The organism is Methylobacterium ajmalii (assembly GCF_016613415.1).
GTDB lineage: Bacteria > Pseudomonadota > Alphaproteobacteria > Rhizobiales > Beijerinckiaceae > Methylobacterium > Methylobacterium ajmalii.
In genome coordinates this window covers 19931-36557 of the sequence record NZ_JACWCT010000054.1, presented here as the reverse complement: position 1 = coordinate 36557, position 16627 = coordinate 19931, and the positions used below count along the sequence as shown (strand labels likewise).

Sequence of the window (16627 nt, the reverse complement as noted above, 5' to 3'; positions counted from 1 at the left end):
GGTGGCGCGGGTGGCGCCGCCGCGACCACGGGCGCCTCGGTTGATGCCGGACGACCGGCCGGCGGGGCCGGAACGGGCGGCGGCGACGGCGCGAGATGTGCGGCATCGGACCGGGCGGGACCGGCCGGAGCCGGACCGGCTTGCACCGGAGCAGGCTTGACCGGAGCGGGTTTGATCGGGGCGGCTTGCGCCGGCTCGCCCAGGGCCAGGGGCATCGCGAAGGCGGTCTCGGCCCGGGTCTCGACCTTGCCGGAGGCGGGATCGACCTGGTCGACCCGCACCCGGTAGTCGCCGGGCTTGACCCCGCTGCCGATCGTGAAGGCGATGCGGCCGTCCGGCCCGGCCTGGCCGGGAGCCACCAGCGTGTCGTTGAGGTAGAGCCGCAGGGCCGCCTTCGGGGCGCCCCGCGCGGTGACGTAGAGCCGGCCGCCCGCCTCGGCATCGACGCCGACGACCTTCACCGACTCGGGCCGGGCCTCCTCCTTGCCCGGACGCTCGGGCGCGCCCTTGCCGATCGGGCCGCCGCTCTTGGCCTCGACCTTCGGGGAGGCCTTCGCCTCGGGCGAGGGATTGGCCGATGATTTGGCCTCTCGAGCGACATTGGTCTCTTCGTCGACCTTGGTCTCCTGGGCGCTGTTGGTCTTCTGGGCGCTCTTGGTCTCCTGGGCGCCCTTGGCCCCGGACGGGCCGGGCGCAGCCTCGGGCAGCGACAGGACTGCGGTCGGCCGATCGGGTGCCGTCACGGCGACCAAGGGCTTGGCGCGCCGGTCGGGCGCCACCACCACCACCGCGCTGTCGCGGCCGGTCAGCCGCGTGCCGTCCGGCGCGGTGCTCTGGAGCGTGATCTCGCTGGTTCCGGGCGGCAGGGCCGGCGGCACCAGGGCGAAGTTGCCGGCGGCGTCGGCCGTGGCGCTGGCGAAGGGCCGGCCGTCGCGCATCAGCGCGACCTCGGCCCCGGGCCGGGTCCGTCCGGCGACGACGTTCGACCCGTCGGGCTCGACCCGGAGGACGTCGAAGGCCGGGGTGCCCTCCGGCGCTGCGGGAGCGGGTGATGCGGGCACGGCGGGTGCCGGCAGCGCCGCGACCGGCGCGGGCGTCGAGGCCGGGGGCGGCGCATCGGGCGAGAGCAGCGAGAACAGGCGCGTGCCGCTCGCCGCGACGCCGATCAGCACGAACCCCGCCACGAGGCCGACGGCCCCGAGGACGAGGCCGCGGCGCAACTCGGTCGTCGGCCTCCCGCTGGTCATCGTACGCTACTCCCGGTCACGCAGCCTCTCCGCCGATGGGCGCTCCGGGGCACCGAAGCCCCGGCGCGACCTTTCGCCGTCCGGTCGACACGCCGGCGCCATCGACCCCATAGTAACATCAGTGACCGGGCGAGACCACGCGGCGGGCCGGCCCGGCCGGAAACTTGCGTGGGACGCGGCGGCGTAGGGACGGCCGGAGAGCGGCCGCGAACGGTGCGGAGACTCGATGCGGACGGTTTGCGTGTATTGCGGCTCGGGATTCGGCGCCGATCCGGTCTTCGAGGCGGCGGCGCGGGCGCTGGGGCGCCACCTGGCGGAGGCCGGCATCGCGCTGGTCTATGGCGGCGGCAATGTCGGGCTGATGGGCACGGTGGCCCGCGCCGTGCTCGACCATGGCGGCCACGTCACCGGCATCATCCCGGACTTCCTCAAGTCGCGCGAGCGCATGCTCGACGACGTGCAGGAGACGATCGTCGTCCCCGACATGCACACCCGCAAGAAGCTGATGTTCGACCGCTCGGACGCCTTCGTGGCGATGCCGGGCGGCATCGGCACCCTGGAGGAGCTGGTCGAGCAGATGACCTGGTCGCAGCTCGGCCAGCACGCCAAGCCGATCCTGCTGCTCTCGGTGGCCGATTTCTGGGCCCCCTTCCTCGGCCTCCTCGACCACATGCGCCGCACCGGCTTCATCCGCGAGGGCCTCGACCTCAGCTACCTCGTCGCCGAGGCGCCCGAGCAGGTGGTGCCGATGCTGACCGCCGCGGTCGGCCGGGCCGAGCCGCGTCCGGAAGCCGAGGCGCTGATCGAGGAGAAGTTCTGAGAGACTGTTCGACCGATCGATATAATCTATTCCACCAGCAACCTCATCCTGAAGTGTTGGCGATCGGAGATCGCACGCGATCTTCGATCGACAGACCTCGAAGGAGGGCTCCGGAATCCTCCGAAATCACCGGATCCCTCCTTCGAGGCTCAGCGATCTTCGACCGCCCGCGATCTGTGATCGCCAGCACCTCAGGATGAGGTGGAGGGTAGGATGGAAAATCCCCTCGCGATCGTGTCGTCGCAAGTCAAACAGGCTTTGAGACGAGATCCCGGCTGCTGTCGCGGCCGGAGCTGCGGCCCGCCGATGGCCCGGCGTTCGACGTCCTGCACGCTGCGCGCCGGATACCGGCACGGAACTCCTTCCCGAGCGGGAGCCCGGGGGTCGCCTCCCCGGGGCTTTCGGCGGCGACCGACGGTGGCGGATCGACCGCCGGGGATGAATGGGACATCCATCCGCCGAGGCTACTCCAACCGTGGATTATCGTATCGGTATCGACGGTCATGCCGTGTGCGGTCGCAGGCTCTAGTCAAAATAGATCGATCGACTTTCGATAACGGCTGTTCGATGAAATATATATCTTGAAATTTGTTATATATAAATACGCTTTTAATGATCGCTCAGAAGTTAGGCTGACGATCCGTCCATACGGAAAACAGTTTTCCGTGTTGTTTGATTATTGACTCGACGTCTCCCGAAAATACAATCATAAAAAGTCGGCGAAATTGGCGATTATGTGCCGTTTGTGAGAGGGAGAAAATTATTGATAAGAGATTCCGATCGTCGCGCCTACGTGAGGGAGCAAATCGAACTCATCCGACGCAGCAGTGACGAGGACGTCCACGAGGTCATCATCAAGGCGGGCCTGCCCGACAGCCATGACCAGCAACTCGTGACCACGGTCGCGCGGGCGCTCCAACGGCGCAGCCTGTCGACCTCGCCCCGGGATGTGCTGCCGATCCGCCGGGAGTTGCTGGAGGAGGCGTCGAAACGGGACATCCCGAAAGGGCGGCGGGCTCTTGCCGTGCTGAAGCGCTCTCAACTGGAGGACCAGAGCCTCGCGGCGCAGGTGGCCCGCCGCACCGAGCGCCCGCAAGCCTTGCGCAGCATGCGGGAACACACCCTCAACGCCATGCGTCCGCTGATGCAGTCTGCGGTCATTCAGGACAGCCTGGCCACCGAGGCCGGCCGTCGGCGCAGGCCGGCGGATCCGCAGCCCAGGGCATTCTGGACGTCCGGCAGCTTCCTGGTCCGCATGAAGGACAAGGAACTGCCGAAGCTGATCGACACCGACGCCGCCGACGGCATCGAAGGCGTGTACCTCAACCGCAAGCTGCTCGTACCGCCGATGGTGACGCCCAAGCAGTTGCCGCAATCGGTGGAGGACAACAAGGTCAGTGCCTGGGGCATCCGCATGATCGGCGCCCTCGCGGTCTGGGGGGCGTTCGGGTGCCGCGGCCGGGGCATCAAGGTCGGCCTCCTGGATACGGGCGTCGATGCCACCCATCCGGATCTGGTCGGCAAGATCGCCGCCTGGGCCGAGTTCGACGCGAAGGGCGAGCGGGTCCTCAAATCGACGACCCCCCACGACCCCGACGGCCATGGAACGCACTGCGCCGGCACGATCGTCGGCGGCAATGCCGGCGGCCGGTGGATCGGCGTGGCGCCGGAAGCCGAGATCGCCGCGGCCCTCGTCATCAGCGGCGCGAAGGGCGGGACGGACGCCCAGGTGCTGGCCGGAATCGACTGGGCGATCGAGCAGGGCGTCGACGTGATCAACATGTCGCTCGGCGGCCTGATCTGGGGGCCCGACGTACCGAGCACGTACACGAGCGCGATCCTGAATGCGCTGCGGGTCGGCATTCCGGTGGTCACTGCCATCGGCAACGAGGGCAGCCAGACCAGCGGCTCGCCCGGAAACGACCTGTTCGCCTTCGCGGTCGGCGCGACCGACTACCGGAGCTGGGCCGCCGGCTTCAGCGGCGGACGCACCCAGGTCATCCGCAAGTCTCCGTTCTTCCCGGGGGGCAGCCTGCCGCTCGTCTATTCGAAGCCCGATATCTCGGCGCCCGGCGTCGCCGTCCTGTCGGCCGCCCCCAACGGAGACTGGCGCCATCTCAACGGCACGTCGATGGCGGCCCCGCACGTCGCGGGCGCCGTTGCACTTCTCCTGAGCGCGACCGATATCAAGGACGTCGTTAAACCACACGAGCGCGCCTTCGTCATCCAGGACCTTCTGACAGGTTCAGCCGAAGAACTCGGCGAGGCGGGACAGGATCATCGGTTCGGATTCGGCCGGCTCGATGTCTTGCGGGCGATCGGATTTGCGAAAGACCTTGGCTATTGACGGGCGGAACCGGACCGTGATTCAAGGTTTGTTCATCGAACGGGAGCAAAACCGTGTGACGCGCGAATTTGTTCTCGACGGAGATCGCACATGCAGATGAAATCCGGGGCAACGCCGATCAGTCTTGGCAAGATCCGCTCGGACGAGTTGCGCGACCACGTCCTGCATTCCGACGTAGAACCGACGACAGTCATCGTCGAAGTCGATTTGCCTGTACCTCAGATTGCGGTTTCGGGCGGCAACCGCATCGGCACGCAGCAGGCCCGTTTCAGCATTCTGCCATCCGCCACCTCAAGTTCAACCATGGAGGCGAAGGTTGCGGAGATCCGCCGGGCCCTGACCGACGCGCTCGGCAGGCAGCCGGGCAAGTTCCTGGCCTCGTCCCGGTCGTTCATCCTGGATGCGACGGGGAACGAGCTAAGTCGAATCGCCGCGCTCCCGACCGTGCTGGCCATCTGGCCGAACGTGCGCCGTTAGCGCGGGAGGCCGCACAGCCTTTCGGCGCAGGGCTCGGCCATCCGCTCCTCGAGATCGGAAGGCCGGATCGAACGAGACCGGGCATCGCCCTCCCGCTTTTCTGCGCCGGATCGCTACACCCGCGGCGTCGGATCTGCTGCATTGGGCGGGCGATCGACCGGGCGGACCGGGGGAGCCTGATGATGGCGTTGCCGGACGAGCCGCGATAGGGCGAGAAATGTTCCGCCGGATCGCGGTTCACGAGGAGCAAACCTTGGACTCGAAGCCCCCCAACGACATGCTGCCCTACCGCCTGGTCACGGGTAAGGACGACGCCAACTTCTGCCGCCGGATCTCGGAGGCGCTGGCGCTCGGCTACCGGCTCCACGGCTCGCCCGCCTGCACCTTCAACGGCACGGACGTGATCGTGGCGCAGGCGGTGGTCTGGCCGTCGGCGGTCGCAGCCGATGCACCGGGAGACGCCACCCCGCACGCCTGATGGGCAAGGGCCGGCCGGAGGCCGGCCGAGCCGGTCTCGGTCTACGGGTTCACCGTCCAGCTCGTCGTCCCGTCCTTGTTGTCCTTCACCGTGACGCCGAGCGCCGTCAGCGCCCCGCGGATCCGGTCGGATTCCGCCCAGTCCTTGCGGGTTCGGGCGTCCTTGCGCTCGGCGATGAGCCGTTCCACCTCGGCCGCGTCGACGCCGGAGGCCGCCACCGCCGCCTGGGCGCGGGCGGACTTGGTCTGCCCGAGGAGCCCGAGCAGGCCGGCGCCGGCCTTGAGCGAGGCCGGGTCGGCGAGGCGGTGGACCTCGCCGAGTGCGGCCGGGGTGTTGAGGTCGTCGAGCAGCGGCTCGAGCACGCTGTCGGGGGCGGGCCCGGGCTCAGCGTCGCCGGCGGCCTCGTACCAGCGGTCGAGGGTGCGGCTCGCTTCTTCGAGGCCGCGCAGGGTCCAGTCGATCGGCTGCCGGTAATGGGTGCGCAGCATGGCGAGGCGCACGACCTCGCCGGGCCAGTCCGCCAGCACCTCGCGCAGGGTCACGAAGTTGCCGAGCGACTTCGACATCTTCTCCCCCTCGACCTGCAGGAAGCCGTTGTGGAGCCAGAGGTTGGCCATCACCGGCGTGCCGAAGCAGCAGCGGGTCTGCGCCACCTCGTTCTCGTGGTGGGGGAACACCAGGTCGATGCCGCCGGCATGGATGTCGAAGGTCTCGCCGAGATGCTTCCAGGCCATCGCCGAGCACTCGATGTGCCAGCCCGGGCGGCCCGCGACGCCGATCCCGCCGGGCGAGGGCCAGGACGGCTCGCCGGGCTTCGAGGGCTTCCACAGCACGAAGTCGAGGGGCGAGCGCTTGTAGGGCGCCACGTCGACCCGGGCGCCGGCCTCCATCTCGTCGAGGGGACGGCGCGACAGGGCGCCGTAATCGGGCATCGAGGGCACGTCGAACAGCACGTGGTCCTCGGCCACGTAGGCGTGGCCGGCGGCCACCAGCCGGTCGATCAGCGCCGTCATCTCGACGATGTGGTCGGTCGCCCGCGGCTCGATCATCGCGGGCGGACGGCCCGGCACGTTCACGTCGTCGGGCAGCAGGATGCCGAGGCGGCGGATGTCGTCGTGGAACTGCGCCAGCGTCCCGTCGGTCAGCTCGCGGATGGTGATGCCGCGCTCCGCCGCCCGGGCGTTGATCTTGTCGTCCACGTCCGTGACGTTGCGGGCGTAGGTCACCGCGTCGGCCCCGTAGAGGTGGCGCAGCAGCCGGAAGAGCAGGTCGAAGACGATCAGCGGCCGGGCGTTGCCGATATGGGCCGCGTCGTAGACGGTCGGGCCGCAGGCATACATCCGCACCCGGCCCGAATCGATCGGCCGGAGCGGCTCCTTGGCCCGGGAGAGCGTGTTGTAGAGGCGCAACAGCGAGGCCATGAAACACCTGCGGGAGGAGAGCGGGCCGGGGCGCCGCGGGACGCGCCGGCCAAGGTTCTAAGTCGTTGCCGGGCCGGGCTTCGGGCCCGGCCGGACCACCCCCGGGACCGCCGCGCCCCGGCGACCGCGGCGGCCGCCTGTTGCACGGGTGAGACGCCCGGGAGCGCCGATCCGGGTTAGCCCAATTCCGTGAGCAATTCGAGAAGGCAGACGCCGCCGGGGCCAAGCCCCGTCCGGACCCTGCGTAATCGTCCCGCTCGCACGATGCGTAGAGAGATTGTTTACCACCCCCGCCCAGTGTCGGGCCGGAGCCGGATGCCGACGGCTCCGTTCAGAAGGTTTGCCCCATGCGTCGCACCCTCGCCGTCCTCAGCGCCCTCGGTGTCCTGGCCGCCGCCCTCCCGGCGCACGCCGCATCGCAGACGCCCGGCGTGGAGAAGACCTTCCTGATCCCCTCGAGCGACGGCTACGGCGTCGCCGAGTGCCTGACCACCGGCGGCGAGTGCGGCCAGGTGGTGGCGGATGCCTGGTGCGAGTCGCAGGGCTACGCCAAGTCGGCCTCCTACGGCATCGCCGCCCAGGACGACTATACCGGCGCGATCGAGGCCGCCCCCGCGGTGAAGCCCTCCGACCGCCCGATCCGGATCACCTGCCGCGACTGATTTTTTTTCCGGAGAGGCGGGCCCAGGCAGGGGACGGAAAGCCGGCATCGGGACGCGCCGGCATCTCGTCGCCCGCATTGGCGGACGCACTGCGGCTCATTCTCGGGCCGCGAACCGGAACACCGATCCGACGATCCTGCGGCATCCGCGGCCCCGGAACGACGTGGTGACCGCGAGCATCGTCGGGCCGGACATGCGCGCGTCGTCCGGCACCACCACGATCCGCTGGCACGCCACCCGGATCGGCCTATCTCGGGCCTCGAAGACCGACGGCCGGGACGGCGGAGGAACCGGGGCATGATCCGAAGCATCGTCATCGTCGCGGCCCTGCTGCCGAGCCTGGCGCTCGCCGCTCCACGGAACCGCGCCCCCGTCGGCCCGCTCGTCCCGGGCCTCCCCGGCTACGATTGCCGGCTCTGGACCCCGTTCGACCACGACGTCGTCGGCCCCTACCCGCGCCCGGGCGCCCGCCCGGTGCGGGCCGCGAGCGGCTGGGACCGCACCGCCTACGGCTACGGCACCGGCGGCGCCTCGGCCTCCGGTGCCGTCGCGTATCCGGTCAACAGCGTGGCCGAATGCGACCTCGGCGCGACGACCCTCGGCCGCGGCGGGCTCGACATCCTGCCGCGCTGACGGCCCGAGCATGTTTTCGACGATACGGGAGCCGGTTCGTCGGAAAGGGGCGCGGCCGAACCCAGGATCCGGTGCAGCGCCCGGTCGCAACCGCGATCGGGCGCCGCCCCTCTCTCAGGTACCCGGCTGGCCGTGCACCGCCTTGTAGAAGAACTCCTTCCACTCCTTCGGCCGGTTCTTCAGCACCCCGGCCTTCGAGAGGTGATCGGCCTGCAGCATCGTGCCGTAGGGCGTGGTCGAGAAGACGACGCCGGGCTGCTTCATCATCGCGACGAGCTCGTCGGGCTCGAACTTCTCCTTGGTGGCGGCAAGGTAGAGCGTGGCCGCCTTCTTCGGATCGTCGCGGATCAGCGCGTTGGCCTCGTCGATCGCGGCGAGCACCGCGGCGGTGGTCTTCGGGTTCTGCTCCATGAACTTGCCGCGACCGAACACGATGGCGTTGCTCAAGGGGCCCCCGACCACGTCGTAGGAGTTGAGCACGACGTGGATCTTCGGGTCCTTCAGCTCGATCTGCTGGTAGGGCGGCAGCGAGAAGTGGCTGTTGACCTCGCTGGTGCCGCCCAGTAGCGCGCCGACCGCGTCGGGATGGCCGAGCTGGATCGTGATCGCGTCGAGCTTGTTGCGGCCGGCCTCGCCGAACTGGCGCTCGGCGGCGATCTGCAGCATCACGGCCTGGGCCGAGACCTTCACGGTCGGCACCGCGATCCGGTCCTTGGCCGAGAAGTCGGCCAGCGTCTTCACCGCCGGGTTGCGGGTGACGAGCAGCATCGGCGCGCCGGCCGAGGCGGCGAGCCCCTTCACCTCGCCGCGGGTGCGGTCCCAGGCGAGCAGCAGGTTGGTGGCGCCGCTGGTGACGAAATCGACGTTGCCGGAAATCAGCGCGTCGACGGAGGCGCCGCCGCTCGTCAGCGTGACCCAGCTCACCTTCACGTCGCCGAGGCCGGCGGCCGCGACGTGCTTCTCGACCAGGCGCTGCTGCTCGGCCAGCACCATCGGCATGTAGATCAGGCCGGGCTGGCGGGTGAAGCGGACCTCTCCGGTCTCGGCCTTCGCGGCGGGGGCGGCGAGGCCGAGCGCGACGGCCAGCGCGCCGACGGCGCGCCTGAGGAACGGCATGGGCGAATGCTCCCTGGTTCTCGGCCCGTGTCCGGGCGCCGCAAGTCGGGCGCCCGCCGGAACCGTTCAGGGAGCCAGGGTCTGGAAATACCCCGGAAACGTCAAGCCGTGACGGCGGCCTCAGGCCGAGATCGCCGAGGCGGCGTCGGACCGGTGCTGGGCGGCGCGGGTGCGGTTCGCCACCATGCGGTCGTGCAGCCGCACGATGGTGCGCGAACCGGTGCTGGTGAAGGCGAAGGGCAGGATCCCGTGCACCAGGCAGGCGAGGCCGCCGACGATCATGCTGAAGCCGAAACCGGTCGCGACGCCCATATGCTCGAGATAGGTCTCGCCCACGGCGGCGGGGTGCTCGGAGAAGGACAGCTTCGACATCGGGCTCCTCGTTGGGCTCGGTTCGGTGTTTCGAAAGGCAGCTTGAGGATCGCACGGGGGCCGCGAAGCCGGATTGCGAATTTTGCCCCTTCTTCGTAGGCTGGCGCAAACAGGTTGCGCGTGAGCGCGAAAGACTGGAAAATTTTCGCGTGGACGAGTTCGACCGAAAAATCCTGTTGTGCCTCCAGGAGAACGCGGCCGATTCGCTCGAGGCGATCGCTGCCCGGGTCGGCCTCTCCGCCTCGCCGTGCTGGCGGCGGATCCAGAAGCTTGAGGCGCAAGGGGTGATCCAGCGCCGGGTGGCGCTCCTCGACCCCGACCGGATGCGGGTCGGCGTCACGGTGTTCGTCTCGGTGCGCACCAACCGCCACACCGCCGACTGGGCCGAGCGCTTCTGCGCCGCCGTGATGAGCATCCCGGAGGTGGTCGAGTTCTACCGCATGAGCGGCGAGACCGATTACCTCCTGCGCATCGTCGTGCCCGACATCGCGGCCTACGACCGGGTCTACAAGCGGTTGATCCAGTCGGTCGACCTGTACGACGTCAGTTCCGCCTTCGCGATGGAGCGGATCAAGTACACGACGGCACTGCCGGTGACTTACGCCGAGTGAGGCGAGGCCGGGCCGGCACTGCGCGGGTCTGGCCTGCGCGCGGCGCCGGTTGCTTTCCGGGCCGATCGGTTTAGCTGCGACGCGAGACGTCGCCGGGGCGGTTCCTCCCGCGAGGCCCCCTCCCCTGCCGGCGACGCCACGCCCAAAGCCGCCCCGTCGAGAAGAGCCCCATGACGACCCCCCGGACGACGCGCCGTCCCCTCGTGATCGCCGCCGTGATGGCCGCGATGGCGATGGTGGCGATCGAGGCCACGATCGTCTCGACGGCGATGCCGGGCATCGTCGGCGAGCTCGGCGGGCTGTCGATCTACGCCTGGGTCTTCTCCGGCTTTCTCCTGACCCAGACCGCCGCCACCATCGTGTTCGGCAAGCTCGCCGACATCCACGGCAGGAAGCCGGTGCTGCTCATCGGCATCGCGGTCTTCCTCGCGGCGTCCTTCCTGTGCGGCCTCGCCTGGTCGATGCCGGCGATGATCGCCTTCCGGTTGATCCAGGGCATCGGCGCGGGCGCGATCCAGCCGGTCTCGCTCACCATCGTGGGCGACCTCTACACGGCCCAGGAGCGCGGGCGGATCCAGGGCTTCCTCGCCAGCGTCTGGGCGATCTCGGCGGTGGTCGGGCCGCTGGCCGGCGGCTTCATCGTCGCGCACGCCTCGTGGTCGTGGATCTTCTGGATCAACCTGCCGGTCGGCGTGGTGGCGAGCGGCCTGTTCCTGGCCTTCCTGCACGAGGGCGAGCGGCGCGAGCGCCGGCCGGTCGACGCGGCGGGTGCCGCGCTGTTCACGCTCACGGTTGCGGCCCTGATGGTCGGGCTGACCGAGGCCGGCGAGGGCCGCTGGCCGGTCGTCGGCCTGGCCGCGGGGGTCGGCCTCGTGGCGGCGGTGCTGCTCGCCGTCCAGGAGCGCCGGGCGCCGGAGCCGGTCATCGACGCCTCGCTCTGGCGGCGCCGGCCGATCGCGGCGGCCAACGCCGCCTCGCTGCTCGCCGGCATGGCCCTGATCGGGCTCACCACCTTCCTACCGATGTACGTCCAGGGCGTGCTCGGCCAGACCCCGATCGTCGCCGGCATGGCGCTCACCGTGATGGTGCTCGGCTGGCCGATGGGCGCGACGCTGGCGGCGCGCAACCTGCACCGCTTCGGCCTTCGCCGCATCCTGGTCTGCGGCAGCCTGCTGCTGCCCCTCGGCGCCGTCGCCTTCGTCACCCTCGAGCCCGGCAGCTCGCCGGTGCGGGCCGGCCTCGGCTCGCTGGTGATGGGCTTCGGCATGGGGCTCCTCAGCAACGCCGCCCTGATGCTGATCCAGGAGATCGTGCCCTGGACCCAGCGCGGCAGCGCCACCGCCTCGAACATCTTCTCGCGCAACCTCGGCAGCACGCTCGGCGCCACGGTGTTCGGCGCGGTGCTCAACCACGGCCTGTCGGCGGCGGGCAGCACGGTCACCGCCGACAGCCTGCAGCAGGCGCTGGCGGCGGGCGGCCTGCCGGGCGATGCCGAGAGCGTCCGGCTGGTGCTGCAGCACGCCCTGCACCAGACCTTCTGGGCGGTGCTGCTGATCTCGGCGCTCGCCTTCGCCACCGCCCTCCTGGTGCCCCACGTCGCCCTCGGCCGCACCCGCGAGGTGCCGGCGGAGTGACGGGCGAGGCCGTCGGCCCGACGGTTCAGGCCGTGCGGGAGGAGGCCTGTGCCGGCAAGGCTTCGGTGATGGCGTTGAGCAGGTAGGGCCGGCGCAGGTCGAGCACGTGGTAGAGCACCCGGTCGACGTCGCGGGCGAAGAACGGCTTCCTCAGCACGTAGTCGATGCCGAAATGGCGCGAGGCATGCGCCATGGTGGCGGCGTCGCCCCCGGTCATCAGCACCAGCGGCGTCTCGGGCGCCACCTCGCGGATCTGGCAGGCGAGCTCGAGCCCGCCGCCGCCGCCGCGCAGGCCGAGGTCGATCAGCGCGACGTCGCAGGCCGCCTGCCGGGCGAGCTTCAGGGCGTGCGGGGCACTCTCGATCTCGTCGACCGCGAGGCGGAACCCGGAGGTCGCCAGGATGCGCCGCACCAGGGCCCGGCTCTGCGGAGCGCTGTCGACGAGCAGCAGCCGGGTCGGCTGACGGCGCCGGGCATGGGCCTGGAGCAGGCCGGCGACGTGCCCCTCGTCGAGGGGCAGGCGCAGGAACTCGTGCGCGTCGAGGTGCTGGGCGACCTCGGTCCAGCGCGGGAAGATCTGCGAGGCCACCAGGATCAGGCAGGGCACGACGTAGCCCTGCGCCTTGAACCGGGCGACGGCCTCCGGGCCGGTCGCATCCTCGAATTGCAGGCCGACGAAGGCGAGAACCGGGCGGTGGAGCAGGCAGAGTTCGCAGGTGTCTCGGCTCGTCTCCGCCTCGATGATGACCAGCGAGGGATCGTGCGCCCGGATCAGCTCCGCCAGCCTGCCGCGCAAAGCGGGGTCGCGGTCGGCGACGAGGGCCGAGGCCGGTCCGCTGGCGCGGGCATCACTGTGGCTCACCGGCATCGTGCTTCGTCCGCGTGGATGACGACCGTCGGGATCGCCCGGGCCGAGGGTTGCACCGGGGCCCCGGCTACCCGGAGGTTATACTCGTAAGGCTCAAAGCTTAGCGCCAGATTACGAGACGGCGGGCATCCCGCGCCCCGTGACGTGGCCTCACGAGGCGCGGGCCCGGGGGTGGGCGGCGTCGAAGGCTTCGAGCAGGCGCGCGGCATCGACCTTGGTATAGACCTGCGTCGTCGCCAGGGAGGCGTGGCCGAGCAGCTCCTGGATCGCCCGCAGGTCGCCCTGGCGGGCGAGCAGGTGCGAGGCGAAGGAGTGGCGCAGCGCGTGCGGGGTCGCGGTGTCGGGCAGGCCGAGGGCGCCCCGCATCGAGGCGACGGCGAGCTGCACGATGCGCGGCGAGAGCGGACCGCCCTTGGCGCCGACGAAGAGCGGGCCCTCCCCCGGCAGGGCATAGGGGCACAGGCGCAGGTACTCCTCCACCGCGGCCTGGACCTGGGCGATCACCGGCACGCTCCGGGTCTTCTGGCCCTTGCCGACCACCGTCACGGCATCCGTGCCCGCCACCGGGGCGTCGCGGCGCGCCAGGCCCAGCGCCTCCGAGATGCGCAGGCCCGAGCCGTAGAGGAGCGCCAGCACCGCGGCGTCCCGGGCCAGCACCCAGGCCGGGCGCTCGTCGCCGGCGCGGATGTCGGGGCTCGCCATCGCGATCGCGGCGGCGACGGGCAGCGGACGGGGCAGGCGCCGCTCGACCTTGGGCGAGCGCACGGCGGCCAAAGCCGCGACGCTGCCGTGCCCCTCCCGGTCGAGGTGGCGGGCAAAGGAGCGCAGGCCCGCGAGGGCCCGCATCAGGCTGCGGCCGCCGACCCCCTCCTGACGCCGCGCCGCCATGAAGGCGCGCACGTCCCGGGGCTTCAAGCCGATCAGGGCCGGGATGTCGGGATTGGCGCCCTGGCGGGCGAGGTGGGCGAGGAACTGGCGGAGGTCGCGCCGGTAGGCCTCGACGGTATTGGGCGACAGGCGCCGCTCCGAAGCGAGCCCGTCGAGCCAGGTCATCGCCGCGGCCCGCACGTCGGGTGCGCCGGGCAGGAGCAGGTCGGCGGGCTCGGAGGTGGGTGCTGGCATGGCGGTCCGGGCTCCGGTCGCGGGATCGGGCCGCCGAGTAGGCCCGATCCCGGTTGACGGCGGGTTGACGGGAGCGGAGCGGTCAGGCCGGAGCGAAGCGCAGGGTCACGCCGTGCCGGGCGTGGGCGCCGGGCGCCAGCAGGCGCTGCGAGTCGCGCGCCGCGAGCTCGCCGGAAAACCCCATCCAGTCGGCGTGGCCGGTCCAGCATTCGAGCGACAGGAACGGCGCCGTCGGCTTCGTCCAGACCGCGAGGTGGGGAAAATCCTCGGCCTCGAGGGCGATTGTCGCGCCCGACGGGGCGGTGAAGCGCATCGCCCGGCTGCGGGCGTTCAGGAACACCAGCGCCTCGGTGAAGAGCTCGGGGTCGAGGGGCAGGGTGTCGCCGTCGAGCGGCAGCGCCCGCTCGGTGCGCACCAGGAGGCCGCCGGGGCCGACCTCCGGTACCGCCGGCCGCTCGGGCTCGTCGAAGCGCACCGCGTAGCCGCCCGCGGCCGACCGCTCGCCGCCCGCGAAGGGCCACGGGAAGGCCGGGTGGAAGCCGAGGCCGTAGGGCAGCGGCTCCGACCCCGGATTGTGGACCTCGCAGGCGAAGGCCAGCGCCCCGTCGCTTACCGTGGCGGTGATGTCGAGGCGGAAGGCGAACGGGTAGGCGGCGCGGGTCTCGGGCGTGTCGGTCAGGCGCAGCGTCACGCGGTCCTCGGCCTGCGCCACCACGGCGAAGCGGCTGTCGCGGGCAAAACCGTGCTGGGCCATCGGGTAGGCGCGGCCCGCGACCGTCACGGCGCCGCCCGCGGAAGCGCCGACGACCGGGAAGAGCCAGGGGGCGTGGCGGTTCCAATGCGCCGGGTCCCCCCCCCAGAGGTACTCGGTGCCGGCGACCCGCCAGGAGACCGGCTCGGCGCCGCCGAGCGCGATGCGGGCTTCAGTGTCGCGGTGGCGGATCTCGACGGTGTCGGTCATCGGGGCCTCGTGTCTGACGAGGCCCCTGTTACCGGCTGACGGCCGATCCGGGAATGGGCGTCAGCCGCGCCGGGCGGTGTTGCGCCGGGGCGCGCGCGGGCGCGGCGGCACGTCGGCCTCCCCGCCGGCCAGGGCCTCGACCTGGAGGTCGGCCGGTCCGGTGCGCGGGAAGGCGTGGGCGAAGCGCTCGGCGGCGCCGCCGCGGACCTCGAACTTGGTCTCGCGGTCGAAGATGCGGATCGCGCCGATCTCCTCGCGTGTCACGTCGCCGCGCCGGCACAGCATCGGCAGCAGGCGGCGCGGGTCGGCGTTGTCGCGCCGGCCGACGTTGAGGCGGAACCACACGCTCGAGCCGAAGGGGGCCCGCGGCCCGTCACGCGGGGTCGTCTCGCGCTTGGGCGCCAGGCCGCGGCCGGTCGTGAAGCCCGGATCGGTAACCTCCTCCGGGGAGGGCATGCGGGCGCGGTAGGCCCGCACCAGGGCGGCGGCGATGTCCTCGGCCGAGCGCTGCGCGAGCAGGGACTGGGCCATCGCCCGATCCTCGTCGCTGACCTCGTCGGTGACCAGCGGGTCCTGGAGCAGGCGGTCGTGGTCGAGGGCGCGGATCTCGTCGGCCGGCGGCGGGCCGGACCAGACCGGGACCACGTTGGCCCGCACCATCAGTTCCTCGGCCCGGCGGCGGCGGGACGGCGGCACGAGCAGCACGCTGATGCCCTTGCGCCCGGCCCGGCCGGTGCGGCCGGAGCGGTGCTGCATCACCTCGGCGTCGTTGGGCAGCTCGGCGTGGATGACGAGGCCGAGGCCCGGCAGGTCGATGCCGCGGGCGGCGACGTCGGTGGCGACGCAGACCCGGGCGCGGCCGTCGCGCAGGGCCTGGAGCGCGGCGTTGCGCTCGCCCTGGCCGAGCTCGCCCGAGAGCGCCACGGCCTGGAAGCCGCGCTCGGTCAGCACCGCCTGGAGGTGGCGCACCGAGTTGCGGGTGTTGCAGAACACGATCGAGGTGCGCGCCTCGATCTGGCGCAGGGTGTTGACGACGACGAGCTCGGTCTCCCGCGGCAGGATGCGGAAGGCGCGGTACTCGATGTCGGCATGCGCCTTGGTCTCGCCGGCGACCGCGATGCGCATCGCGTCGCGCTGGTAGGACTCGGCCAGCGCCACGATGGCCTTCGGCAGGGTGGCGGAGAACAGCAGCGTGCGCCGCTCGGCCGGGGTGGCGCCGAGGATGAATTCCAGGTCCTCGCGGAAGCCGAGATCGAGCATCTCGTCGGCCTCGTCGAGCACCGCGGCGCGCAGCGCCGACGGGTCGAGGTTGCGGCGCTCGAGGTGGTCGCGCAGGCGACCGGGGGTGCCGACCACGATGTGGACGCCGTCGGCGAGCCAGCGGCTCTCGCGCCGCGGGTCCATGCCGCCGACGCAGGAGACGACGCGGGCGCCGGCCGGGCCGTAGAGCCAGGACAGCTCGCGGTGGACCTGGAGCGCCAGTTCGCGGGTCGGCGCGATCACGAGCGCGAGCGGCGCGCCGGGCGCGGGCAGCATCTCGGCGTCGCCGAGAAGCGTCCGGGCGAGCGCCAGGCCGTAGGCGACGGTCTTGCCCGAGCCGGTCTGGGCCGAGACGACGAGGTCGCGGCCTTCGGTCTCGGGCTCGAGGACGGCGGCCTGGACCGGCGTCGGGTCTTCGTAGCCGCGGTCGGCGAGGGCCTTGGCGAGGGGGGCGGGCAGAGCAGGAAACGGCACGTGGATTCGATCCCGGGTAGAGGCGACGCGCGGGGATCGAATCGGCTCCGGAGGCCCATGGCTTGGTAGCACATGGCCTCGACAGAGGGCCGGCCGCGACTTGCGGCGGGCGCTCGCGGCGCGC

At 71.4% G+C, this 16627-nt stretch carries 17 protein-coding genes; 9 read left to right on the top strand and 8 right to left on the bottom strand.

Going from position 1 to position 16627, the window contains the following annotated elements; genetic code table 11:
* Positions 1 to 1247: hypothetical protein (locus HPY23_RS09845; RefSeq protein ID WP_200649600.1), on the bottom strand; the 1247-nt coding region annotated here is incomplete at its 3' end.
* A 226-nt stretch (positions 1248 to 1473) separates the two neighbouring features.
* Between HPY23_RS09845 and HPY23_RS09840 the strand changes: the two genes are divergently transcribed.
* The 4 genes from HPY23_RS09840 to HPY23_RS09825 all read left to right on the top strand — a co-directional run bounded on the left by HPY23_RS09840 (position 1474) and on the right by HPY23_RS09825 (position 5369).
* Positions 1474 to 2067 (top strand): LOG family protein, encoded by a 594-nt coding sequence (locus HPY23_RS09840; protein ID WP_091881315.1) that lies wholly within the window; start codon positions 1474 to 1476, stop codon positions 2065 to 2067.
* A gap of 793 nt (positions 2068 to 2860) precedes the next feature.
* A complete protein-coding gene (locus tag HPY23_RS33825) occupies positions 2861 to 4414 on the top strand; it encodes a S8 family serine peptidase (protein ID WP_091881318.1) in 1554 nt (517 codons plus the stop codon).
* Positions 4415 to 4504: 90 nt separating this feature from the next.
* Positions 4505 to 4891, top strand: coding sequence for a hypothetical protein (locus HPY23_RS09830; RefSeq protein ID WP_060846819.1), 387 nt, complete (start codon positions 4505 to 4507; stop codon positions 4889 to 4891).
* A gap of 253 nt (positions 4892 to 5144) precedes the next feature.
* Positions 5145 to 5369, top strand: coding sequence for a DUF1737 domain-containing protein (locus tag HPY23_RS09825; RefSeq protein WP_091882066.1), 225 nt, complete (start codon positions 5145 to 5147; stop codon positions 5367 to 5369).
* 41 nt (positions 5370 to 5410) lie between these two features.
* Here HPY23_RS09825 and cysS read toward each other — a convergent pair whose 3' ends face one another.
* A complete protein-coding gene (cysS, locus tag HPY23_RS09820) occupies positions 5411 to 6790 on the bottom strand; it encodes a cysteine--tRNA ligase (protein WP_091881321.1) in 1380 nt (459 codons plus the stop codon).
* 347 nt (positions 6791 to 7137) lie between these two features.
* Here cysS and HPY23_RS09815 point away from each other — a divergent pair, with 347 nt between their 5' ends.
* The 3 genes from HPY23_RS09815 to HPY23_RS09810 all read left to right on the top strand — a co-directional run bounded on the left by HPY23_RS09815 (position 7138) and on the right by HPY23_RS09810 (position 8085).
* Entirely contained in the window at positions 7138 to 7452 is a 315-nt protein-coding gene (locus HPY23_RS09815; RefSeq protein ID WP_060846822.1) for a hypothetical protein, read from the top strand.
* 166 nt (positions 7453 to 7618) lie between these two features.
* Positions 7619 to 7753 carry a hypothetical protein gene (locus HPY23_RS33535; protein WP_268926717.1) on the top strand — a complete coding sequence of 45 codons (135 nt, stop codon included), beginning with the start codon at positions 7619 to 7621 and terminating at the stop codon, positions 7751 to 7753.
* Positions 7750 to 8085 (top strand): hypothetical protein, encoded by a 336-nt coding sequence (locus tag HPY23_RS09810; RefSeq protein ID WP_091881324.1) that lies wholly within the window; start codon positions 7750 to 7752, stop codon positions 8083 to 8085. Before HPY23_RS33535 ends, HPY23_RS09810 begins: the two co-directional genes overlap by 4 nt.
* A gap of 114 nt (positions 8086 to 8199) precedes the next feature.
* Here the strand turns inward: HPY23_RS09810 and HPY23_RS09805 are convergent, their stop codons facing one another.
* Together HPY23_RS09805 and HPY23_RS09800 are read right to left on the bottom strand one after the other, a co-directional pair.
* Positions 8200 to 9201, bottom strand: coding sequence for an ABC transporter substrate-binding protein (locus HPY23_RS09805; protein ID WP_091881326.1), 1002 nt, complete (start codon positions 9199 to 9201; stop codon positions 8200 to 8202).
* A 120-nt stretch (positions 9202 to 9321) separates the two neighbouring features.
* Entirely contained in the window at positions 9322 to 9573 is a 252-nt protein-coding gene (locus HPY23_RS09800; RefSeq protein ID WP_091881329.1) for a DUF6356 family protein, read from the bottom strand.
* A gap of 149 nt (positions 9574 to 9722) precedes the next feature.
* On the opposite strand from HPY23_RS09800, the gene HPY23_RS09795 reads away from it, so the two are divergent.
* The gene (locus HPY23_RS09795) at positions 9723 to 10184 is read left to right on the top strand and encodes an Lrp/AsnC family transcriptional regulator (RefSeq protein ID WP_060846826.1); all 462 of its coding nucleotides are present in this window, start codon (positions 9723 to 9725) and stop codon (positions 10182 to 10184) included.
* A 170-nt stretch (positions 10185 to 10354) separates the two neighbouring features.
* Complete coding sequence (locus HPY23_RS09790) at positions 10355 to 11818, top strand: MDR family MFS transporter (protein WP_091881332.1); 1464 nt, start codon at positions 10355 to 10357, stop codon at positions 11816 to 11818.
* A 25-nt stretch (positions 11819 to 11843) separates the two neighbouring features.
* Here HPY23_RS09790 and HPY23_RS09785 read toward each other — a convergent pair whose 3' ends face one another.
* The 4 genes from HPY23_RS09785 to HPY23_RS09770 form a co-directional block, all read right to left on the bottom strand.
* Positions 11844 to 12680 (bottom strand): response regulator, encoded by an 837-nt coding sequence (locus HPY23_RS09785; RefSeq protein WP_167543910.1) that lies wholly within the window; start codon positions 12678 to 12680, stop codon positions 11844 to 11846.
* Positions 12681 to 12836: 156 nt separating this feature from the next.
* On the bottom strand, positions 12837 to 13808 hold the full coding sequence (locus tag HPY23_RS09780; protein WP_060846829.1) for a tyrosine recombinase XerC: 972 nt from the start codon (positions 13806 to 13808) through the stop codon (positions 12837 to 12839).
* 82 nt (positions 13809 to 13890) lie between these two features.
* On the bottom strand, positions 13891 to 14769 hold the full coding sequence (locus HPY23_RS09775) for an aldose 1-epimerase family protein (protein WP_091881334.1): 879 nt from the start codon (positions 14767 to 14769) through the stop codon (positions 13891 to 13893).
* 60 nt (positions 14770 to 14829) lie between these two features.
* Positions 14830 to 16503, bottom strand: a complete 1674-nt coding sequence (locus HPY23_RS09770) for a DEAD/DEAH box helicase (protein ID WP_060846831.1) — start codon at positions 16501 to 16503, stop codon at positions 14830 to 14832.
* Between the last annotated feature and the right edge of the window lie 124 nt (positions 16504 to 16627).